The 21919-nt window shown below is 66.6% G+C and carries 21 protein-coding genes; 17 read left to right on the forward strand and 4 right to left on the reverse strand.

Annotated features, from left to right (window positions below):
* A partial coding sequence (locus tag ACCC97_RS26825) for a TetR/AcrR family transcriptional regulator C-terminal domain-containing protein (protein ID WP_413333459.1) occupies positions 1-216 on the forward strand: 216 nt, incomplete at its 5' end.
* A 501-nt stretch (positions 217-717) separates the two neighbouring features.
* Here ACCC97_RS26825 and ACCC97_RS26830 read toward each other — a convergent pair.
* Positions 718-1395, reverse strand: a complete 678-nt coding sequence (locus ACCC97_RS26830) for a glutathione S-transferase family protein (RefSeq protein ID WP_413335985.1) — start codon at positions 1393-1395, stop codon at positions 718-720.
* A gap of 79 nt (positions 1396-1474) precedes the next feature.
* Complete coding sequence (locus ACCC97_RS26835; protein ID WP_413335987.1) at positions 1475-2227, reverse strand: SDR family oxidoreductase; 753 nt, start codon at positions 2225-2227, stop codon at positions 1475-1477.
* A gap of 125 nt (positions 2228-2352) precedes the next feature.
* Here ACCC97_RS26835 and ACCC97_RS26840 point away from each other — a divergent pair, with 125 nt between their 5' ends.
* A complete protein-coding gene (locus ACCC97_RS26840) occupies positions 2353-3270 on the forward strand; it encodes a LysR family transcriptional regulator (RefSeq protein WP_413335989.1) in 918 nt (305 codons plus the stop codon).
* Between the two features lie 307 nt (positions 3271-3577).
* On the opposite strand, the gene ACCC97_RS26845 is transcribed toward ACCC97_RS26840, so the two are convergent.
* The gene (locus ACCC97_RS26845) at positions 3578-3898 is read right to left on the reverse strand and encodes a 2Fe-2S iron-sulfur cluster-binding protein (protein ID WP_413335990.1); all 321 of its coding nucleotides are present in this window, start codon (positions 3896-3898) and stop codon (positions 3578-3580) included.
* Between the two features lie 178 nt (positions 3899-4076).
* Between ACCC97_RS26845 and ACCC97_RS26850 the strand changes: the two genes are divergently transcribed.
* The 15 genes from ACCC97_RS26850 to ACCC97_RS26920 all read left to right on the forward strand — a co-directional run bounded on the left by ACCC97_RS26850 (position 4077) and on the right by ACCC97_RS26920 (position 20982).
* Entirely contained in the window at positions 4077-5366 is a 1290-nt protein-coding gene (locus ACCC97_RS26850) for an aromatic ring-hydroxylating oxygenase subunit alpha (protein ID WP_413335992.1), read from the forward strand.
* Positions 5363-5854, forward strand: coding sequence for an aromatic-ring-hydroxylating dioxygenase subunit beta (locus ACCC97_RS26855; protein WP_413335994.1), 492 nt, complete (start codon positions 5363-5365; stop codon positions 5852-5854). Before ACCC97_RS26850 ends, ACCC97_RS26855 begins: the two co-directional genes overlap by 4 nt.
* Before the next feature lie 50 nt (positions 5855-5904).
* On the forward strand, positions 5905-6744 hold the full coding sequence (locus ACCC97_RS26860) for an enoyl-CoA hydratase/isomerase family protein (protein ID WP_413335996.1): 840 nt from the start codon (positions 5905-5907) through the stop codon (positions 6742-6744).
* Complete coding sequence (locus ACCC97_RS26865) at positions 6741-7469, forward strand: SDR family NAD(P)-dependent oxidoreductase (protein ID WP_413335998.1); 729 nt, start codon at positions 6741-6743, stop codon at positions 7467-7469. Before ACCC97_RS26860 ends, ACCC97_RS26865 begins: the two co-directional genes overlap by 4 nt.
* Positions 7466-8404, forward strand: coding sequence for an alpha/beta hydrolase (locus ACCC97_RS26870; RefSeq protein WP_413336000.1), 939 nt, complete (start codon positions 7466-7468; stop codon positions 8402-8404). The genes ACCC97_RS26865 and ACCC97_RS26870 overlap by 4 nt, the downstream gene beginning before the upstream one ends.
* 2 nt (positions 8405-8406) lie before the next feature.
* The gene (locus ACCC97_RS26875) at positions 8407-9882 is read left to right on the forward strand and encodes a hydroxymethylglutaryl-CoA synthase family protein (protein WP_413336001.1); all 1476 of its coding nucleotides are present in this window, start codon (positions 8407-8409) and stop codon (positions 9880-9882) included.
* Positions 9883-9885: 3 nt separating this feature from the next.
* Positions 9886-11088 carry an acetyl-CoA acetyltransferase gene (locus tag ACCC97_RS26880; protein ID WP_413336003.1) on the forward strand — a complete coding sequence of 401 codons (1203 nt, stop codon included), beginning with the start codon at positions 9886-9888 and terminating at the stop codon, positions 11086-11088.
* A gap of 38 nt (positions 11089-11126) precedes the next feature.
* Entirely contained in the window at positions 11127-12686 is a 1560-nt protein-coding gene (locus tag ACCC97_RS26885; RefSeq protein WP_413336004.1) for an acyl-CoA synthetase, read from the forward strand.
* Between the two features lie 40 nt (positions 12687-12726).
* Positions 12727-13536, forward strand: a complete 810-nt coding sequence (locus ACCC97_RS26890) for an enoyl-CoA hydratase/isomerase family protein (RefSeq protein WP_413336006.1) — start codon at positions 12727-12729, stop codon at positions 13534-13536.
* Positions 13533-14324: an enoyl-CoA hydratase-related protein gene (locus tag ACCC97_RS26895; protein ID WP_413336008.1), complete on the forward strand. Its 792-nt coding sequence runs from the start codon at positions 13533-13535 to the stop codon at positions 14322-14324. Before ACCC97_RS26890 ends, ACCC97_RS26895 begins: the two co-directional genes overlap by 4 nt.
* Before the next feature lie 2 nt (positions 14325-14326).
* Entirely contained in the window at positions 14327-15841 is a 1515-nt protein-coding gene (locus ACCC97_RS26900) for a 3-hydroxyacyl-CoA dehydrogenase (protein ID WP_413336010.1), read from the forward strand.
* 97 nt (positions 15842-15938) lie between these two features.
* Entirely contained in the window at positions 15939-17252 is a 1314-nt protein-coding gene (locus ACCC97_RS26905; RefSeq protein ID WP_413336012.1) for a phytoene desaturase family protein, read from the forward strand.
* A gap of 11 nt (positions 17253-17263) precedes the next feature.
* Positions 17264-18967 (forward strand): acyl-CoA dehydrogenase family protein, encoded by a 1704-nt coding sequence (locus tag ACCC97_RS26910; protein WP_413336014.1) that lies wholly within the window; start codon positions 17264-17266, stop codon positions 18965-18967.
* Between the two features lie 11 nt (positions 18968-18978).
* On the forward strand, positions 18979-20193 hold the full coding sequence (locus ACCC97_RS26915; RefSeq protein ID WP_413336016.1) for a CoA transferase: 1215 nt from the start codon (positions 18979-18981) through the stop codon (positions 20191-20193).
* An 87-nt stretch (positions 20194-20280) separates the two neighbouring features.
* Positions 20281-20982, forward strand: a complete 702-nt coding sequence (locus tag ACCC97_RS26920) for a nitroreductase (protein WP_413336018.1) — start codon at positions 20281-20283, stop codon at positions 20980-20982.
* Positions 20983-20991: 9 nt separating this feature from the next.
* Here ACCC97_RS26920 and ACCC97_RS26925 read toward each other — a convergent pair whose 3' ends face one another.
* On the reverse strand, positions 20992-21615 hold the full coding sequence (locus ACCC97_RS26925) for a TetR/AcrR family transcriptional regulator (protein ID WP_413336020.1): 624 nt from the start codon (positions 21613-21615) through the stop codon (positions 20992-20994).
* Positions 21616-21919: the final 304 nt, after the last annotated feature.

Genomic DNA, 21919 nt, shown 5'->3' on the forward strand with positions numbered 1-21919 from the left:
GTGAACGACGCGCTGGCTGCATACCTGCGCCGTGCCAACTCGGCGGGCACGCTGAAGGTGCGGAACCCGCTTCAGGCGGCGGACCTTTTCCTGTCGATGTTCCTGGGCTCCGGGCACATCCGCGGACTGTTGAAGCTCGAGATGCCGGATTCCCGGGAAAACAGGGCCCTTCTGCGCGAGGCCGTACGGGTCTTCATGGCGGCGTACGGCGCGTAGGCTCCACAATGTGGCAAGGTCGCGATTACGTGGCGGCAAGCGAATCGAAGCTTTTAGGCCGGAACCTTGAGCCGCATACCGCCGCCGCTCAAGAGCCCAAGATGGTGAGTTCTAAGGTCCGCTTCCCAAGCCGTCGAAAGACAGCAATAGGCCCGAAGCTCAGATGACCGCAACAGGCTACAGTCGGCCAGCGGCGGACGCTCGAGGATGACGGCTTTGCCGCACGTTCTTCATCCTCTGCGCAACCTGAGTGTCGACAAGTGCGCGTTATCGCTACTTGGCTGCCTGCATGGCTGGCCGAATGCGATCTGCTGCTAGCCAGTATCGGCGTCGTCATGAGCACCCGCTAAGCAGAGGTTGCTGTCGCCGGGAAGCAGGCATTAAATGACCGCGCGACTGCACTCTGTCGCCAGTTCTCTCGCGGATCAGCGCGCTGTTGGACGCCCGGCGGCTCGTGATGCTGATTCCTTGGAGATTCGATTGGGTTGCATGAAATAGGTATCAGGCCGCTGCCAGCAGGGCACCTTGCTGGTGGAGATACGCCTGGAAGCGGGAGGCGTAGTCCTCGGCAACGGCATTCCTCACGCTGGCTCGCACTGCCAATGCCTCTCGCCAGGCCGAAACGCGCGGCAGGCCATCGAAGATTTGCTGCGTCGCTGACGGGTCGATCAGCTCGAAGTAGCGAAAGAGCGGTGCATAGACTGCATCGACCATGCCGAACGCCGCGCCAGCGAAATACGGGCCTGCGGTGACTTCCGACTCCAACTTGGCCAGGCGCTCACGGAAGCTGGCGCGCTTCGCATCCGCAACCTGCGAGTCACGCGCATGAAGGAACTGCCAGCCTTCAGAGAAAGTCTGGGTGGCGAACTCGATCCAGGCGCGGTGTCGGGCGCGTGTCAGCGCGTCGTGGGGGTACATCGGCGAGCCGCCCTGCGTCTCGTTGAGGTACTCGCAGATCGCCACGCTTTCAAAAAGCGCCGCGTCCTCGGCATGGGCCTGGGGAACCTTGAGCACGGGCACCTTGCCAGTGGGCGACAGCGCGAGGAACCAATCGGGCTTGGCCGACAGGTCGACGTTAACGCGTTCGAAGGCGACGCCCTTCTCCAGAAGGACGATCGCGGCGCGCTGCACGAACGGGCAGAGCGGGTGGCTGATCAGTGTAAGCATCTTGATGGGCATCTGTGTTGGCAGGGATCAGGAAGGTGCCTTCGACTCGTCCCAGTCGCAAGGCGCCTTCGGCGCGCAGAACCTTGTGCGCTCAGCGATTGAGCAGGCGACCGCCGTCGACCACGATTTCCGTGCCAATCGACCAGCGGGATTCATCGGAGGCCAGGTACAGCACGGCCTTGGCTACCTCTTCAGGCGTGCCGAAGCGGCCCAGCGGGATGGTGGCAGCGATGTCCTTGTTCAGTTGTTCGCGGTAGGCCTCGGGGATGCCCAGCTTGTCGTACAGCGGCGTGTCGATAGGCCCCGGGCTGACCGCGTTGATGCGAACCCCGCGCCCGAGCAGCTCGGTCGACAGCGTCTTCGACATGCTCAGGACCGCTGCCTTGGTGGCCGCGTAAACGGAGGAGCGGTCTGCGCCCACATGCGCGCTGACGGACGTGTTCAGGACGACCGATGCGGAAGGTGCGAACACCGGCAGCAGCGATTGGATCAGGAAGTACGGGCCCTTGACGTTGACATCGAATGAACGGTCGAACATCTCTTCCGTCCAGTCTTCGAGCGGCAGCCAGACGGAGATGCCCGCGTTGAGGAAGGCCACGTCCAACTGGCCGTAGTGGTTCTTGACGGCTTGTGCCAGGTCCTTCTGCGTTGCCACGCTGGCCGAGTCGGCGCGCAGAACCAGCACCTCAGGTCCGAATTCGGCCTGGGCCTTGGCGATGGAATCCGGGTTGACGCCGGTGACGATGACGCGGGCGCCTTCGGCCAGAAACTGCTTGGCAGTTTCCAGGCCAATGCCGCTGGTGCCGCCAGTGATGAGGGTGCGTTTGCCTTGCAAGCGTGACATGACTTTCTCCTGTAGACGGCCACCCACCGTGGCCGATGAGGAGAATGTGCATCCATGCCTCTATTTATATAAGATGGCCTGATTGAATACCACCCATGCATTCCAGGCATGAATTGGAGGGGCACTTGGACCGATTCCTGCTGATGACCTGCTTCGCGCGTGCCGTGGAGACGGGGAGCTTCACGGCCGCAGCTCGTGACCTGAGCCTGGGGCAGCCGAACGTGAGCCGCTACGTCGCAGCGTTGGAGGAGCACCTCCAGACCCGGCTCCTGCACCGATCCACACGGAAGCTCGCCCTCACGCCTGAGGGGGAGCGCTACTACGCGGACGTCCGGCGGATTCTTGATGCTGTGGACGAGTCCGAGTCGTCTTTCAGGAGCAACGTCGATCCGTCAGGGCTCTTGCGGGTAGCCTGCCCCACCGCGCTGGGCCATGCTTTCGTGTTGCCGCACATCCCGGCTTTTCTTGAGCGCTATCCGAAGTTGACCCTGGACCTGCAAATCAGTGACCGCTATGTCAACCTCGTCGATGAGGGGACGGAGCTGGCGATTCGCATCGGACAACTGGAGGACAGTGCGCTGCGCGCCCGACGCATCGGGTCTTACGAGCGGGTGTTCGTGGCGAGTGAAAGCTACCTGGCGCGGCGCGGCGTGCCGCAAACGCCTGAAGACCTCCGAGACCACGACTGCGTCATCTACACGCTGCTGTCGTCGGGTGCTACTTGGCGCTTTCGCGAGACCGATGTGCCCGTTTCCGGCAGGCTCAGAGTGAACTCACCTGAAGCGGTCAGCTCGGCGGTCATTGCAGGCTTGGGAATCGGCCACGGCCCGGCATGGCTCTTCGATGAAGGGTTGAGGAGTGGGCGCCTGAAGTTCATCTTGAAGGGCTACTCCGCGCCGGCCGTTCCTGTCCAGATCGTCTACGTCGCTAATCGACTTTTGCCGACGCGAGCAACCGTGTTTATGGATTTCATTGCTGACGTGTTCTCCCGGATTCCTGCCTTTGGCGGCACCGTCAAGCCAGTCATCGCCGGTCAGCAATGACTGCCACCCACGGATGGTTTTGCCTCAGTCGCGCGGCCCCGCGCCGGTGCTGAAACCGTGCGCTGCGTGACACGGAACGAAAAGTATCGCTTCACGGGACTCCTGCAGGGACTTTGCTCTGACTTCACTTGGGTCACGCAAACTGCGTCCCGACAGCGGTTCGGCGCTGGTAGAGATGCAGGGAAGAAAAATCCGCTCAGGGAACGCAGGCGTTGTCTTAGGCGTCGATTCACGATTTCTTGCGCGTCGGGGCGCAATCGACCAAGCCGCGGGATTGAGCATTTCACACCGATAGAACCGCGCCAGCTCAGACCTGCACTTCCGGCAACTGAACAACGATGCCGTCCAGCGCGACCTGCATCTTGATCTGGCAGCACAGTCGGCTGCTTTCGCGCGGCTCAGGCACGCCCTCGAGCATGAAGGTCTCCGTCTCCGATCGCGTGGGCAGCTTGTCGGCCCAGCGCGCATCGACGTATGCGTGGCACGTGGCGCAACTGCAAGACCCCCCGCAGTCGCCCAGGATGCCTGGCACCCCGTTGTCCAGGGCAATCTGCATCAACGTGCGTTCGGGAGGGGCGGGCACCAGGTGCGTGGTGCCATCGTGCTCGATGAATGTCACTTGGAGCATGGTTTTCTTTACATCTCATAGAGGTTGATCGGGGTCCGCAAGGGCTGGTCCTGTGACGGCCAATTTGGTCAATCTGTGTTGTTGACATAGACCGTCCAGTCGGACTATTATCGATCCAACAACAGCGCATCGCAATGCTTTTGCGCCTTGCAGAAACACTCTTCGTGAAGGTGACAACATGAGTATCTGTGCCCCGGTGATTCCCATCGCGCGCGCCAATCCTGAGCCCCGTGCGTGGGGCGATCTGGTCCGAGAGAACGAGGTGCACGGCTCGCTCTACACCGACCCGGCGATCTTCGAAGAAGAGCTGCGCAAGATCTGGTTTCGCACCTGGGTCTACGTCGGCCATGAGAGCGAAGTGCCGCAGCCCAACGACTACGTGATGAAGTCGATCGGGCCCGAGCCGATCCTCATGACGCGTGACCGCGAAGGCCGGGTTCATCTTTTGCACAACCGCTGTCCGCACCGCGGCAACCGGGTGTGCATGACCGAGAAGGGGTCAGCGCGTTCGTTCACATGCCCGTACCACGGCTGGACGTTCACCAACGACGGTGCGCTGCGCGGTTATCCGTTTCCCTCGGGCTACGAGGGCGTCGATCGCTCGGAGCTCGGGCTCGGCAAGGTGGCGCGCGTCGCTTCCTACAAGGGCTTCGTCTTCGGCTCGATGGCGCAAGAGGGGCCTTCGTTGGAGGAGCACCTCGGTGCGGCCATGGCGGCCATCGATGCGCTGTGCCTGACCTCGCCCGAGGGCGAGGTGGAAGTCACGGCCGGCTTCCTGAAGCACAAGGTCAAGTCGAACTGGAAATTTCTGGTCGAGAACGAGACCGACGGCTATCACCCGTCGTTCGTGCATGCCTCGATCTTCGAAGTTGCGAAGAGCGGCATCGGCGCGCTCTACAGCAGCGACTCGACGGCGGTGTCGCGCTACTTCGGTCAGGGGCATTCCGAGAACGATCTGCGGCCCGAGTTTCGCAAGCGCGATGTGCCGATGAGCTGGTTCAACACCACAGCTGACCGCCTGCCCGAGTACACGCAGCGCATGGAAGCCGCCTACGGCGTGGAGCAGGCCCGCAAGATCATGATCGACGGTACGCCGCACATCATGATCTACCCGAATCTCTTCATTGCGGAGATCCAGATCTTCGTGATCCAGCCGCTGGCGTTCAACGAGTCGGTGCAGCACGTCACGGCGCTGCAGTTCAAGGGCGCGCCCGACCTGAACCGTCGCCTGCGTCAACAGACGATGGGCTCGGTCGGTCCGGCCGGCTTCCTGCTGGCGGACGACGCAGAGATGTACGAGCGAACCCAGCTCGGCGTTCAGGCCAAGCGCCCCGAGTGGTTGTATCTGGGCCGCGGCAAGCACCGCGAGCGCACGGACGAAAACGGTTACCTGATCGGCGATGCCACGGACGAGACGCCCACGCGCGGCATCTGGCGGCATTACCGCTCGCTCATGGAGGCGGCGTGAACATAAATGTCGAAGACCTGCTGCTTCACCACGAGGTGTCGCAGTTCATCTACCGCGAAGCGCGCCACCAGGACAACCACGAGTACGACGCCTGGGAGGCCTTGTGGACCGACGACGGGGTTTACTGGATTCCCGCCAACGGCGAGACCGGCGACCCGGAGCAGGAGATGTCCATCATCTACGACAACCGCTCGCGCATCGCGCTGCGGGTGCGCCAGTTCCATACCGGCAAGCGCTACAGCCAGTCGCCGCGCTCGCCGCTGCGCCGGGTGATCTCCAACGTGGAGGTGCTCGAAAACGACGGAACCGATCTGGTGGTCACCGCCAACGCGATCGTGTTCGAAGCGCATGCGCGCGGCGACACGCTCTGGGGTTCGCGCAACGAATACAGGCTGCGTCGCGAAGACGGCGTGTTGCGCATGGCTGGAAAGAAGGTGGTGCTGACCAACAACGAGCGCGCCCTCTATTCGATGGCCTTCCTGATCTAGATCCCTGAACCCGAGCCCGCACACCCCACGCCGCGAGGCAGGAGAAAAACATGACTGGAGACAAGCGAAGCGACGGCACCTCGATCGAGGTGCTGGTCGCCGAAGGACCGGCACGGCTGGAGCTGCATGCCGACGGCGTGGCCCACGTGCGGCTGAACCGGCCCGAAGCCTCGAATGGCCTCAACATGGAACTGCTCAAGGCGCTGCACGAGGTGCTGATGCAGGTGCACGGCGACGGCCGCGTACGCGCCGTGCTGCTCACGGGCGAAGGGAAGAACTTCTGCGCCGGTGGTGATGTCCACACCTTCCTGTCGAAGGGCGAGGAGCTGCCCGATTACATCCGCATGGCAACCTCCTACCTGCAGCTGGTGGTGTCGCTGCTCATGCGCCTCAACGCGCCCGTCGTCTGTGCGGTTCAGGGCTTTGCGGCCGGCGGTGGTGGTATGGGACTGGTGTGCTCGTCCGACGTGGTCGTGGCAGGCGAATCGAGCCGCTTTCTGGCCGGCGCGACGCGCGTGGCGATGGTGCCCGATGCGGGCGTCTCGGTGACGCTCACGCAGTTGGTGGGCTTTCGCAAGGCCATGGACATCCTGCTGTTCAACCCGGTGATTGATGCCGCCGAGGCGTTGCGCATGGGGCTGATCTCGCGAGTGGTGCCCGACGAAGCACTGGCCGACGAAGCGCTGTCGTTGGCGCGCCAACTGGCGGCCGGTGCCCCGGCGGCACTGGCGGCCACCAAACGGCTGCTGTGGAACGGGATTGGCCTCGGCGCCGAGGCTGCCATGCCCGAAGAGAACCGCACCCAGGCCCAACTGGCCGGCATGAAGGATGCGCTAGAAGGTCTGGCCGCAGTGATCGAGAAGCGCGCGCCGCGCTTCACCGGGCAATGAGCGCGATGCACAGCGTGTTCCTCACCGGCGGTGCCAAGGGCATCGGCGCCGCCATCGCACGTCGGCTGGCGGCCGATGGCGCGCGCGTGACCATCGCGGACCTCGACATCGCGAGCGCGCGGGCGCTGGCCGCGGAGATCGGTGCCACCGCGGTGGAACTCGACGTGGCCGACCTCGAGCGCGCGCAGCGCACGGTGCTGGAGACCGGGCCGCACCAGATCCTGGTGAACAACGCAGGCATCGACCAACATGCCTATTTCACGCAGACCCAGATCGCCGACTGGCGCCGCCTGCTGGCGGTCAATCTCGAATCGGTGTTCGCCACCACGCACGCGGCCTTGCCCGCAATGCAGGCGGCGGGCTTCGGCCGCATCATCAATATCGCCTCCGAGGCCGGCCGCATGGGTTCGCGCGGTGCGGCGGTGTATGCCGCCGCCAAAGGCGGCGTGATCGCCTTCACGCGTTCCATCGCGCGCGAAAACGGCCGCAAGGGCATCACGGCCAACGTGATCGCGCCGGGGCCGATCGACACGCCGCTGTTGCGCGAAGCCGTGGCCGCTGGCGGCGACAAGCTGCTGGACGCCATGAAGGGCGCCACGCTGGCCGGCCGGCTGGGCACGCCCGAAGAGGTGGCCGCGGCGGTCGCCTTCCTGGCGTCCGATGCGGCGGCGTTCATCACCGGCGAGACCCTGGGGGTTTCGGGTGGCATGGGGTGCGGCCAATGAGCGAGCGCAAGGTCACCGCTTCCGACGAACAGCTCGACGGCGTCATCCGCCGCGTGCTGTCGGTCTACCGAAGCTGGGGCCGCAACACCACGGTGGCGCAGATGCGCGCCGATTGGGACAGGCTCTTCGGCGGCCAGCCCGTGGAGGTCGCGGTGCAGCCGGTGACCATCGGCGGCCTGAACGCCGAGTGGATCGCCGCACCAGAGGCGAATTCACAGCGCGTGGTGCTCTACTTTCATGGCGGCGGCTTCCAGGTCGGCTCGGTGCATTCGCACCGCGAGCTGATGGCGGGTATTTCCGAGGCCGCGGGCTGCCGCGTGCTGGGCCTGGACTACCGGCTCGCGCCCGAGCACCGCCATCCGGCGGCGCTCGACGACGCCTGCGCCGCCTACGACTGGCTGATCGCACAGGGCACGCAGCCCGCCGACATCGTGTTCGCGGGCGACTCTGCGGGCGGCAGCCTCGTGCTGGCTGCCTTGATCAAGCTGCGCGACGCAGGCCGCGCACTGCCTGTGGGTGCCGTGCTGATGTCTGCCTGGACCGATATGACGGCCTCGGGTGAGAGCTATGTCTCGCGCGCCCAGAGCGACCCGATCCACCAGCGTCCAATGATCCTCGCCATGGCGCGCAACGCCCTCGGCGCCGAGGGCGATCCCCGACATCCGTGGGTGTCGCCGCTGTTCGCCGAACTGCACGGCTTGCCGCCGCTGCTGATCCAGGTCGGCGATCGCGAGACGGTGCGCAGCGACTCGGTCGACTTCGCCGCGAAGGCGAAGGCGGCCGGCGTCGATGTGCGTCTGGAGGTGTGGGACCGAATGATCCACGTCTTCCAGCAATTCCCTGATGACCTGCCCGAGGCGCGCGACGCCCGGCGCGCCATCGGCGCCTTCGTTCGAAGCCTTTTTTTAACCCCTTCCTTCACGAGAAAGTCCTGACCATGTTCGGAATCGTCGGATACGGCGGCTATGTGCCCCGCCTGCGGCTTGTCCGCCGCGCGGCGGCCGAGGCCAACGCCTGGTACGCCCCCCAGTTCGTCAACGCTGCCAAGGGCACTCGCGCCTTTGCCAACTGGGACGAAGACAGCATCACGATGGCGGTGGCCGCAGCGCGCGACTGCCTCGGCGCGGCGGATGATCGCTCGCGCATCGCCAGCGTGCTGCTGGCATCGGGCACGCTGCCCTTTGCCGAACGGCTGAATGCCGGTGTGGTGTGCGAAGCACTCACGCTGCGCGACGACGTGCAGGCGGCTGATGTCACCGGCTCGCAGCGCGCCGGCCTGTCGGCGCTCGCGCAGGCCGTGGCGCAGGTGCGCAGCGGCGGCGGCGATGTACTGGTGCTGGCATCCGACAACCGCAAGACGCGTGCGGCCAGTTCGCAGGAACTTGACTTCGGCGACGGCGCTGCCGCGCTTCAGATCGGCCGCGACAAGGTGCTGGCCGAGTACCTGGGCGCGGGCACGGTCACGGTCGATTTCGTCGACCACTTCCGCGCCGCGGGAGAAGACATCGACTACGCCTGGGAAGAGCGCTGGGTGCGCGACGAGGGCATCACCAAACTCGTGCCGCGGGCCGTGAAGGCCGCGCTGGCCGAGGCGAAGGTCGAAGCTTCGCAGATCGACCACTTCATCTTCCCGACCACCTTCCAGAAGATGGACCAACAACTGGCCAAGGGCTGTGGCGTGCGCGCCGAGGCGGTGGTCGATTCGCTGGCCTCGCGCGTGGGCGACACCGGCCTGCCGCACGGCATGCTGCTGCTGGCCCACGTGCTCGAGCGCGCCGTGCCCGGCCAGCACATTCTGCTGGCCCAGTTCGGCAGCGGGGCGCAGGCGATGGTGTTCCGTGTCACCGACGAGGTCCGCAACTTCCGCCCGGCCAAGGGCGTGAGCGAATGGATCCGCCGCGGCGTCGAAGAAACGGCGTACACGCGCTTCCTGTCCTTCAAGGACCAGCTGGACCTGGAGCGCGGCATGCGTGGCGAACAAGACCGCAAGACCGCACTGTCCACTGCCTACCGCCATCGCAGCGCGATCCTGGGCCTGGTCGCCGGGCGCTGCGAGGTGACCGGCAGCGTGCACTTCCCACCGTCGCGCATCTCGTACGACCAGGGCAAGCCGCTGCAGGACACGCAGAAGCCCTACAAGTTGGCCGAGCGCCGCGGTTCCGTGCTGAGCTGGTCGGCCGAGTTCCTGTCGTTCCACCGCTCGCCGCCGCACCGCTACGGGCAGGTCGACTTCGAAGGCGGTGGTCGCGTGCTGATGGAATTCACCGACACCGGCGACGGCGAGATCGACGCCGGCAGCGCGGTCGAGATGACGTTCCGCATCAAGGACGTCGACGACCGCCGCGGCTACACCCGCTATTTCTGGAAAGCCACCCCGGTGCGCGCCGCCGCAACGGAAAAAGGATCGGAGTAAATCATGGCCGCAGGTATCAAGGACAAAGTCGCCATCCTCGGGATGGGGTGCAGCAAGTTCGGCGAGCGCTGGGACGCGAGCCCCGAAGACCTCATGGTCGAGGCCTACAACGAAGCCATGGCCGATGCCGGCATTGCGCCCGAGCAGCTCGACGCCGCCTGGTTCTCGACCCACATGGACGACGTCGGCACCGGCCGCGGTGGCACACCGATGGGCATTGCACTGCGCCTGCCCAACATCGGCGTGACGCGCGTGGAGAACTTCTGCGCCGGCGGCTCCGAGGCCATCCGCGCCGCGGTGTACGCGGTGGCCGCCGGCGCGTGCGACATCGCGATCGCGTTGGGCGTGGAAAAGCTCAAGGACACTGGCTACGGCGGCCTGCCGGTGGCCACGGTCGGCACCTACATTCCGCAGTGGTATCCCAATGCGGTGGCGCCGGCTAACTTCGCGCAGCTGGCTTCGGCCTACCGCAGCAAGCATGGCGTCGATGCGGCGCTGCTCAAACGGGCGATTGCGCATGTCTCGGTCAAGAGCCATGCCAACGGCGCGAAGAACCCGAAGGCGCACTTCCAGAAGGCCGTGAGCGAAGAGACGGTGCTGAAGGCACCGATCATCGCCGAGCCGCTGGGCCTGTTCGACTGCGCGGGCGTGTCCGACGGCGCGGCCGCAGTGATCGTCACGCGGCCCGACATCGCACGCAGCCTGGGCAAGCGCGACCTCGTGACCTTCAAGGCGCTGCAGATCGTGACCTCCAACGGCTGGGAGCTGCAGTCCAACGAATGGGACGGAAGCTACGTCCACACCGCGCGCATCGCGGCGCGGCGCGCCTATGCCGAGGCCGGCATTACCCGGCCGCGCGAGCAGATCAGCATGACCGAGGTGCACGACTGCTTCTCGATCACCGAGCTGGTGACGATGGAGGACCTGGGCCTGTCCGATGTGGGCGGCGGCGTGAAGGACGTGCTCGACGGCATGTTCGATGCCGATGGAAAGATCCCGTGCCAGATCGATGGCGGCCTCAAGTGTTTCGGCCACCCGATCGGCGCCAGCGGCATCCGCATGCTCTACGAGATGTACCTGCAGCTGCAGGGCAGGGCGGGCCCGCGCCAGCTGAGCAATCCCTCTGTGGGCCTCACGCACAACCTCGGTGGCCAGCCTTCGCAGAACGTCTGTTCGGTTTCCATCGTCGGCCTCGAAGGCACCTGAGCGCCCGCCGTTCGTCCCACCTCGTCCACGTGCAGATCATGACCGTCAGCATCACCCAATCCATCCACCGCGCTTTGCAGCAGAACCCGCAGCGCATCGCAACGATCGCCTGCGGGCGCCGCCAGACCTACGCAGAGTTTGTCGGCCGCGTTCAGCACCTGGCCGGTGGCCTGCGCAGCCTCGGCGTCAAGAGGGGCGACCGGGTCGGCATCCTGTCGCTCAATTCGGACCGCTACCTTGAAGTCTTCATGGCGGTGTTCTGGCTTGGCGCGGCGATCAATCCGGCCAACACGCGCTGGAGTGCGAAGGAGCTCGCCTTCTCGTTCAACGACTGCGAGACCACGCAGCTCTTCGTGGACGACGCCCATCTGCCGCTGATGGACGAGGTGCGGGCCGAATCGCGCACGCTGCGCGGGATCGTCTATCTCGGCAACGAAGCGTGTCCCGCGGGCATGGTCGACTACGAGCAGTTGATCGCGCAGTCCGAACCCGTGGATGACGTGGGCGCAGGCGGCGCCGACCTGGCAGCGGTGTTCTATACCGGCGGCACCACGGGTTTTCCCAAGGGCGTGATGGCCTCCCATGACAGCCTGATGGGTGCGGCCCTGAACCGGCTGGCCATGGGCTATCCCGTGGGCCCGGTGTACCTGCACGCCGCGCCCGTCTTTCACCTCGCCGGCGCCATGGGCGTCTGGTGGCAGTTCATTGCCGGCGGTACGCACGTCCTGCTGCCGACCTTCAACGCGCTGCAGTTCATGGAGGCGGTGCAGAGCGAGCGAGTGACCGACACGCTGCTCGTGCCGACCATGATCCAGATGGTGCTGGACCACCCCGAGTTCAGCAAGTTCGACCTGAGCAGCCTGGAATTCATGGTGTACGGCGCATCGCCTATTGCCGAAACGCTGCTCGACCGCCTGACCGTCGCCTTCCCGCAGCTGGCACTGATGCAGGGCTACGGCATGACCGAGCTCTCGGGTTGCGTGAGCTATCTGCCGCCGTACTACCACACGGCCGACGGGCGCGCGCTGGGCAAGCTGCGTTCAGCCGGGCGTGCTGCGGCGCTGGCCGAGATCAAGATCGTCGGCGCGGACGGCAGGGAACTGCCACGCGGCACAGTGGGTGAGATCGCCGCACGCGGCATGTCCGCCATGACGGGCTACTGGAATCGCCCGGCAGACGACGCCAGCACCCTGCGTGACGGCTGGGTGCACTCCGGCGACGGCGCCTATATGGACGACGAAGGCTTCATCTTCATCGTGGACCGCATGAAGGACATGGTGGTCAGCGGCGGCGAGAACGTCTACTCGGCCGAGGTCGAGAACGCCGTCCTCAAGCACCCGGCCATCGCGGCGTGCGCCGTGATCGGTGTCCCGAGCGAGAAGTGGGGCGAGAGCGTGCATGCGGTGGTGGTGCTCAAGCCGGGCCAGAGCGTGTCGGAAGCGGAGCTGATTGCCCATTGCAAGACGCTCATCGCGGGCTACAAGTGCCCGCGCAGCGTCGAGGTGCGCACGGAGCTTCCGCTGTCCGGCGCAGGAAAGATCCAGAAGAACAAGCTGCGCGAGTCGCACTGGGCCGGCCGCGGCCGCCAGGTCGCCTGAGCGGCGCGTCGACCCTTCCTTGAATGAAACGCCAAGGCATATGACTGTCCCTGCGAATCCGAACCCGGTGGTCTTGCTGGACCGGCCGGCCCCCCACGTGGCGCGCCTCCTGATCAACCGGCCCGACAAGCGCAATGCGATCGACCACGACGTGCGGCAGGCGCTCACCGTCGCGATCGCCGGCATCCGTGACGACGCCAGCGTGCGCGCGCTGGTATTCGGTGGAGCGGCGGGCGTGTTCTCGGCCGGCGGCGATGTGCCGAGCATGCTGGGCCTGGACGAGGCCGGCGCGCGGGCACGCATGCAGCACGTCGCAGTGCTGTGCCGCATGGTCGCGGCCTTGCGCATCCCGGTGGTGAGCGCCGTCGAAGGCATCGGCGCCGGCGCGGCTGTCGGCCTCGCGCTGCTCGGCGATCACATCGTCGTGGGGGCGGGCACCCGCATCCTGTTTCCATTTCTCCAGCTCGGGCTGGTGCCGGACTGGGGGCAGATGCTCACGCTGCCGCGCCGTGTCGGTGTGCGTGAAGCCCGCCGCATCCTCACGGCAGGCGTGCCTGTGCGCGGCGAGGAAGCGCAGCGCATCGGTCTGGCCGACGTGCTGGTGGCCGACGACCAGGTGATGGCCTGCGCCATCGAGAGGGCGAGCGAACTCGCGCGGCTCCCGATGGGAGCTTTTGCGCGGATGAAGGACCGGCTCACGCGTGTCTCTTCCTCGCTCGACTTCGAGCTGCAGCGGGAGGAAGACGACCAGGCAGTGAGCCTGACCGGCGACGAATTTCGCGAGGGCTACGACGCCTTCAAGAACAAGCGGCCCGCCGATTTCATCGCGACGCCGGGAGTGAAGGCATGACGGGCGCTGCCATGGGGCCGGCACCGGAGGGCGTGCGGGTCGAGCGCGACGGCGCCGTCGGCATCGTCGTGCTGAACAGGCCGGAGAAGCGCAATGCGCTCGACATTGCCATGCGTCGCGCGATTGCCGAGGCGGTCATCGCGTTGGACCATGACGACGCGATCCGCGCCATCGTCATCACCGGCGGCACCGTGTTCGCGGCCGGCGCCGACCTGAACCTGCTGGTCGACAAGGGCGCGCAGCAGGTGGCCGGCATCGACCTGGGCCAGTACTGGGCGCCGGTGGCGCAGTGCGGCAAGCCGACCATCGCAGCGGTCGCCGGTTTTGCACTCGGTGCGGGCTGCGAGTTGGCCATGATGTGCGACTTCATCGTGGCGGACCCGACCGCGCGCTTCGGCCAGCCGGAGTTGGCGGTGGGCATCATGCCCGGCGCCGGCGGCACCCAGCGCCTGCTGCGTGCCGTGGGCCGGCCGGTGGCCGCGATGCTTTTGCTGACCGGCGAGCAACTGACGGCCGATCGCGCCTTCCAGCTCGGCCTGGTGGCTGAACTGGCCGAAGAGGGCCAGGCACTGGAGCGCGCAACCGCGTTGGCCCGCAAGGCCGCACGCATGCCGCCCAAGGCGGTCGCCGCTACGCGCCGCATGCTGCGCCAGGGCCCCGACCTGCCGCTCGACGCGGCCCTCGCGCTGGAGAACCGCGAGTTCCTACTGCTCTTCGACACCCCCGACAAAACCGAGGGCATGCGTGCCTTCCTCGACAAGCGACGCCCGGAATTCACCGGCAAATGACCATGACAGACAAACTCAAGATCGCCGTCATCGGCGCCGGGACCATGGGTCGCGGCATTGTCCAGCTCTTCGCCCAGGCTGGGCACCGGGTGCATTGCTTCGACAGCTTCGAAGGTGCCGCAGGCAAGGCGGTGGAATTCGTCGTCGGCATGATCGGTCGCGGTGTCGAGAAGGGCCGCATCGATGCCGAAGAATTCGAGCGCATCCGCGGCCAGATCCATGCCGCGGCGACGATGCAGGACCTGGCGGATTGCGACGTCCTGATCGAAGCCATCGTGGAAGACCTTGAGGCCAAGCGCGCGCTGTTCCGCAGCCTCGAAGCGGTGGTTTCGCCCCAGGCGATCCTGGCGAGCAACACCTCGTCGCTCGTCGTGGCCGAGATCGCGGCCGCGTGCGTGTATCCGCAGCGGGTGGCGGGACTGCATTTTTTCAATCCGGTGCCGCTCATGAAGGTGGCCGAGGTGATTGCCGCGGTGCGTACCGCGCCGGCGGTGGTGACCACCTTGCGCGACCTGGTCGCGGGAGCGGGCCATCGCGCGGTGGTTGCAGCGGACCAACCGGGGTTCCTCGTGAACCATGCGGGCCGCGGCCTGTACACCGAGGGGCTTCGCCTGCTCGAGGAGCAGTCGGCCAGCGTGGACCAGATCGACCTTGTGCTGCGCGAGGCGGCCGGCTTTCGCATGGGGCCTTTCGAGCTGCTCGACCTCACGGGGCTGGACGTGTCGAGCAAGGTGATGAGTTCGATCTACGAGCAGTTCCAGCAAGAGCCGCGCTTTCGTCCTTCGTCGCTGGTGCCGCCGCGGGTGGCGGCCGGGTTGTTCGGTCGCAAGACAGGGCAGGGCTGGTATGCCTACGAGCGCGATGCGCGACAGGTTCCGCCGACGCCTCCAGTGCCGGCGTTGCCGGCCGGCCTTGAGGTCTGGGTTGCGCCGAAGGCGACGGAGTGCGACGCATTGAAGGCGCTGGTGGAGGCCGCCGGCGCGCGATGGGTCGAACGCCCGACGCCCGAGGCACTTCTGATCGTCCAGCCCTGGGGCGGCGATGCCACCGGCGAGGCAGTGGCACTCGGGCTCGATGCTGCACGTTGCGTCGCGATCGACCCGCTGCCCGGCCTCGGGCGCCATCGCACCCTCATGCTCACGGCGGCCACCGCGCCGGCCATGCGCGACGCCGCGCACGCGCTGTGCGCACACGACGGGGTCGGCGTCACGGTGATCAACGACAGCCCCGGCTTCATCGTGCAACGCGTGCTGGCGACCGTCGTCAACATCGCGGCACAGATCGCACAGCGCGGCATCGCATCGGTGGACGACATCGAAGACGCGGTCAAGCTGGGGCTTGGCTATCCGCAAGGTCCGCTGTCCTGGGGAGACCGCATTGGCGGTGCGCAGGTGCTCGCGATCCTGCGACGCATGCAGGCGGTGACGGGCGATCCGCGCTACCGGCCCAGCCCCTGGCTCGAACGGCGTGTGGCGCTGGGCCTGTCCCTGCGCACAGCCGAGGCCGCACGTCGATGACCGCTGTGCCGCAGGCCGGCACCGCTCACCTGCGCGCATCGCGCCGCGCCGCCGTCATGCTTTACCCAACGAATCCATCCACAGGAGAAAAATCATCATGAGCGAGACCGTGATTCACCCCATCAGCTACGACGCCGTCGTGATCGGCGCCGGCGCCGGAGGCCTCAGCGTGGCCGCACGCCTTGTGGCCGCGGGCAAGAAAGTGCTTGTGGCCGAGAGCCTGGGCCGCGTGGGCGGCCGTGCCTCGAGCGAGCAGATCGACGGCTTCACCGTCAACATCGGCGCCATTGCGATCGAGAAGGGGTCCACCTTCGAAGAAACCTTCGCCTTGCTCGATGTCGAGCTCGACCTGCGCGAGCCCAACCCCGCGACCGTCTTCCTGATCGACGGCAAGATCATCAACGTCGCCAAGGGCGGCTGGGGCATGCTGCTGGGCGGGTTCACCAAGCAGGCGGCGAAGATCGGTGCCAAGTTCGCGGATGCACGCGGCGGCGACCTGCCCGAGGCCAAGCTCACCACCAAGGAGTGGTTGTCGCAGTACACCAAGAACGAGACGGTGCATGCGATCTTCCGCAACCTGTGCGCGGCCATCTTCGCGGCCAACTCGGACGAACTGCCCGCGCGGGCCTTCCTGACTTACTTCGCAGTGAAGGGCGCGTTCAAGCGCTTCGGCTTCTGCCCGCGCGGCACGGTCGGGCTGTGGAACGACCTGACCGATGCGATCCGCCGCCGTGGCGGCGAGGTCTGGCTCGATGCGCCGGTGGCGGCACTGAACATCGAGAACGGCCGAGCGACGGGCGTCGACCTAGTCAAGGATGGCGTGACGCTGCGCGTCAATGCGCGCGCCGTGATCAGCAACATCGGGCCGCATGCCACGGCTCTGCTGCCGGGCGCGCAAGCCTTCGGCGGCGAGTACATCGCGTTGGCGACCACCGGGCCGAAGCCGGCCGCCAACATCGTCATCAACTTCGCGACGCGTGAGCGCCTCTACGATGCGCCGGGCCTGGTCACCTTCGGCCGCACGCGCCGCCTGTGCAACATCGGCGAGCTGACCGCCACCTGCCCCGAGCTGGCGCCCGCGGGCTGGCACCAGTACGTGGCCTATGCCGTGCCGCACCCGGCGCTTGGCGACTTCGACAACGACGCCGAGGTCGAGGCCTCGATGCAGGACCTGCGCGATCTTTTCCCCGGCTTCGCGAACGCGAAGATGCTGTCGGTGCGCGTGATGCGCGACGGCTGGCCAGCCCAGCGTTCCTGCGGCGGCTACGACCTGCCGCAGACCACGCCGCTGCCGAACTTCTGGCATGTGGGCGATGCGGTCAAGCCCTACGGCGATGGCGGCACGCAGGCCTGCGCGGACACGGGCCGTTCCGTTGCCAAGCTGGCGCTCGATGCGCTGGCCGCGGCTTGAGGCGCTACGCCATGGCCGCCAACCAAGACATCCAGGCCTGCGCGTCGCTGCTGGCGCGCTTGCGCCCGCTCTTCGAGCAGGCCACGCAGGCGCTGGCGCAATCCTGCGCCGAAGACGGCGTCTTCAGCGCGCGTCGCTTCGATGCGCAGCAGGTCGCCAGCTACGAACTGGCCTGGGCCAGTGCTGACTTGCTCGCGGCAGAAACGGCCATCCAGGGCGTCGGCAGCAGTGCGAATGCGCTTGAAACCGGCCTGGCGCTGGTCTTCGGCGTCGATGCCATCGGTTCGGTGCTGGCGCGCACGGAAATGCTCTTTCTCGAGCTCGGACTCGACATCTCGCCGGTCCAGGCCTTTGCATCGGATGCCGCGTGGGCGGCCTTGCGCCGTTCGGCCGGCAGTGCGGCCGCGCTGCAGGCGACGGGCCGGGCGTTGGCCGATGCCGACGGCGAGGTTGGGGGCGTGGTGCTCGACGAGGCGCATGCGATGGCGCAGGACGCCTTCCGCCGCTTTGCCGCCGATGTGGTGGCGCCGCAGGCGGAAGCACTGCACCGCCACGACCTCACGGTGCCCGAGAGCCTGCTACAGCCACTGCGGGAGATGGGTGTGTTTGGCCTGTCGGTGCCCGAGCGCTTCGGCGGCCACGCGCCGAACGACCGCGACGACACCCTGCTGATGGTGCTGGTCACCGAGGCCTTGTCCGAAGCCTCGCTGGCGGGCGCCGGCAGCCTGATCACGCGGCCCGAGATTTTGAGCCGCGCGCTGATGGCCGGCGGCACCGAAGAACAGAAATCCCATTGGCTGCCGCGCATCGCCGCGGGCGATCCGCTGTGCGCGATTGCGATCACCGAGCCGGACTACGGTTCGGACGTCGCCAGCCTGATGCTGCGCGGCACGCGTGTCGAAGGCGGGTGGCGCCTGGACGGTGCCAAGACCTGGTGCACTTTCGCCGGCAAGGCGGGGCTGCTGATGGTGGTGGTGCGCACCGACCCCGATCGCTCGGCCGGCCATCGCGGGCTGAGTCTGATGCTGGTGGAAAAGCCGTCGGACGACGGCCATGCATTCGCCTATCGCCAGAGTGAAGGGCAAGGTGGTGGGGGACTGACCGGCAAGGCCATCGCGACCATCGGCTATCGCGGGATGCATTCGTTCGAGCTGTCGTTCGACAACTTGTTCGTGCCCGACAGCCATGTGATCGGCGGCGCGGCGGGTCTGGGCAAGGGTTTCTATTTCACGATGGCCGGCATGATGGGCGGGCGCATGCAGACCGCGGGGCGGGCTTCGGGCGTCATGCGCGCCGCCATCCGCGCGGCCTTGCGCTACACCGAGGATCGCAAGGTCTTCGGCGCGCCGTTGCTCGACTGTCCGCTGACGCTCGCCAAGCTGGCGCGCATGGGTGCGCGCTACGCCGCGTGCCAGCGGTTGGCCTACGCAGTCGCGCGAACGCTCGACGAAGGCGGCGGCCGCATGGAGGCCAGCCTGGTCAAGCTGCTGGCTTGTCGCTCGGCCGAATGGGTGACCCGCGAGGCGCTGCAATTGCATGGCGGCAATGGCTATGCGGAAGAGAGCCCCGTGAGCCGCTACTTCGTCGACGCGCGCGTGCTGTCGATCTTCGAGGGCGCGGAGGAGACGCTGGCGCTCAAGGTCATTGCACGCAGCCTGCTCGAGCAGGTGCTGGCCGACGCCACACCCGCCCGAGCGGTTGCCTCCACGCATTGAGGAGCGGCGCGATGGACAACGCCAACCTGCTGGAGGGCATGCGCGTGGTCGAGGCCGCCGCCTTCGTGGCGGCGCCGCTCGGCGGCATGACGCTGGCCCAGATGGGCGCGGAGGTGATCCGCATCGATGCACTGGGTGGCGGCCTGGACTACCGGCGCTGGCCGGTCACCCAGGACGGCACCAGCTTGTTCTGGGCCGGGCTCAACAAGGGCAAGAAATCCGTCACCCTCGACCTCGGCTCGCCCGAGGGCCGGGAGTTCGCGATGGCACTCATCGCGGCACCCGGCGAGGATGCGGGCATGCTGCTCACCAACTTCCCGCCGCGCGGCTGGCTGGACCACGAGAGCCTTCGCGAGCGGCGCAGCGACCTGATCCAACTGACGGTGCAGGGCGACCGCCATGGCGGCTCGGCCGTGGACTACACGATCAACCCCCGCATGGGCCTGCCATATCTCACTGGCAGCGGCGGGGCCGAAACGGCCGTCAACCATGTGCTGCCGGCTTGGGACCTCGTCACCGGCCAGATGGCGGCGGCAGGGTTGCTGGCGGCGGAGCGGCATCGGCGGCGCCGGGGAGTGGGCCAACATGTGAAATTGGCGCTCGAAGACGTGGCGCTCGCTGCCGTGGGCAGCCTGGGTTTTCTGGCGGAGGCGCAACTGGGGCAGGAACGAGGTCGCCACGGCAACCATCTGTTCGGTGCGTTTGGCCACGACTTCCCGACCTCGGACGGCGTGCGTGTGATGGTGGTCGGCCTCACAGGAAAGCAATGGCGTTCGCTCTGCGATGCGCTAGCGATGGGGGACGAGGTCGCCGCGATCGCGCAGCGCACCGGGCTCGATCTTGCGCGCGAGGGCAACCGTTTTCTCGCGCGCGAAGAGATCGCTGCCGTGGTCGCACGCTGGATGGGCGCCAGGCCGTTCGCGGACGTGGCCGCACAACTCGATCGCCACGGCGTCTGCTGGGGCAAGTATCAAACCGTGACCCAACTCGTGAGCGGGGACGAATCCTGTTCATTTGCCAACCCGATGTTCGGCGAGATCGCACAGCACGGCGTGGGCGCCCTGATCGCGCCGGGGTTGCCGCTCGATTTCTCTGCCGTGCCGCGGCGTGCAGTGCAGCCGGCGCCGCGGTTGGGGGCGGACACGGAGCAGGTGCTGTGTTCGGTGCTTGGCGTGGACAGCGCCGAGTTCGGTCGTCTGCATGACAGGGGCGTGGTCGGCGGGTGATTTCCGACGTCCTCGCATGTGTGCCCAACCCAATGAAGAACATCATGGAAAAGAAGCTTGCACTGCGTGTGCACGAGAGGTTCGCGCATGGCTGAAGCCTCGCTTGCATTCAACACGCTGCGTTCGCTGCTGAGCGAACGCTACAGCTGCCGTGCCTTCCTGCCGGCGCCACTCGCCCGTGAGCAGATCGAGCGCGTGCTCGATGCGGCCCAGCGCACCGCCTCATGGTGCAACGCGCAGCCGTGGCAGGTCTACATCGCCAGTGGTCCTCGCCTGGAGCGGCTGCGCACGGCGCTGCTGGCCGCCGCGTCCGACGTGCCTGCACCCGACCTGTCGTGGCCGCGTGCGTACAACGGGATCTACCGCGAGCGTCGGCGCGAGTGCGCCATGGGTCTTTATGCGGCGGTCGGCATCGCAGAGGGCGACCGGGTCGCTTCGGCGCGGCAGGCGAGCGAGAACTTCAGGTTGTTCGGGGCGCCGCATCTGGCCATCGTGACGGCGGACGAAGCGCTCGGCACCTATGGTGCGATCGACTGCGGCGCGTACGTCGCCAACTTTCTGACGGCCGCGCAGGCCCTGGGCGTCGCGGCGATTCCGCAGGCGGCAGTGGCTGCGCATCCTGCCGTGCTTCGTGCACACCTCGAAATTCCGCAAGAGCGCCGCATCGTGTGCGGCATTTCATTCGGAACGGCCGACGCATCGCATCCGGCGAACGGCTTTCGCACCGCGCGTGCTCCGGCCAGCGACTGTGTGGTGTGGGTTGGCGAGGGCGACGAAGAGGGCGGTTGATCCCACCACTCAGCGCTTGGGCGGGGCGGGCGGCACGAAGCGCTGCCCCTTGAACCCGTAGACGAACAACTGCGAGATGCGCGCGGCCAGTTCGCGCGGCGGTATCGCGCCGCTCTTCTCGTACCAGGTGAAGGTCCAGATGATCATGCCGAACAGCAGCATCGCGTAGGGACCGCGTGGCGAGCGCGGGGGCATCAACTCGGGGTTGATTTCGTGCAACACGCTCACGAGCAGGTCCACGATGCGGTTTTCGAGTTTGCGCACTTCACGCCGTTGCGCATCGGGCAGGAACTTGATGTCGTTCATCAACACCAGGTGTTCGTTGCGCGAGTTGGCCCCTCGCGCAACGAAGGTCTCGACATACCGGTTGAAGCGCTCTTCGGCCGGTAGCGCCTGGGTCACAACGGTCTCGAGCTCGTCGAGCTGCGCCGTGATGTGCACGCGCACGATCTCGAAGAGCAGGTCTTCCTTGCGGGCGAAGTAGTGGTAAAGGTGCGATTTCGAGGCGCCGCAGGCTTGCGCGACCTCGATCATGGTGGATCCCTCGAAACCCTTGCGGGCGAACAGCGCCGCGGCCTGGTCCAGGATCGACTGTCGTTTGTCGTCGTAGTCGTCTGCGCGTACCCGTGTCATGGCTTGGTCCTGTGATGTGTGGATGCAATGGCAGCGCTGGCCGCGAGTCCTCCGAGGAGACGCGGGCACAGCTTGTCAATATTCCGCTGAGGTTCTATTATTAGACCGACGAGACGGTCTATATGCGATTTGTTTAGATGTGGATGGCCGAAATTCTTTGGGGACAGCATGCGTGAAAACGAAATTCTTCTGATCGTGGGCGCCCGCCCAGCCCGCCCCCCGCGGGCGGGGGGCGCCCCGCCCCCACGCGGGCTCCGGGGCCGACCACAGATAGGCGCCGCGGCCCAGCGGCCCGACCACCCCC

The sequence above is a fragment of the Variovorax sp. Varisp85 genome, from assembly GCF_047304045.1.
In the GTDB taxonomy this organism is placed as follows: Bacteria; Pseudomonadota; Gammaproteobacteria; order Burkholderiales; family Burkholderiaceae_C; genus Variovorax.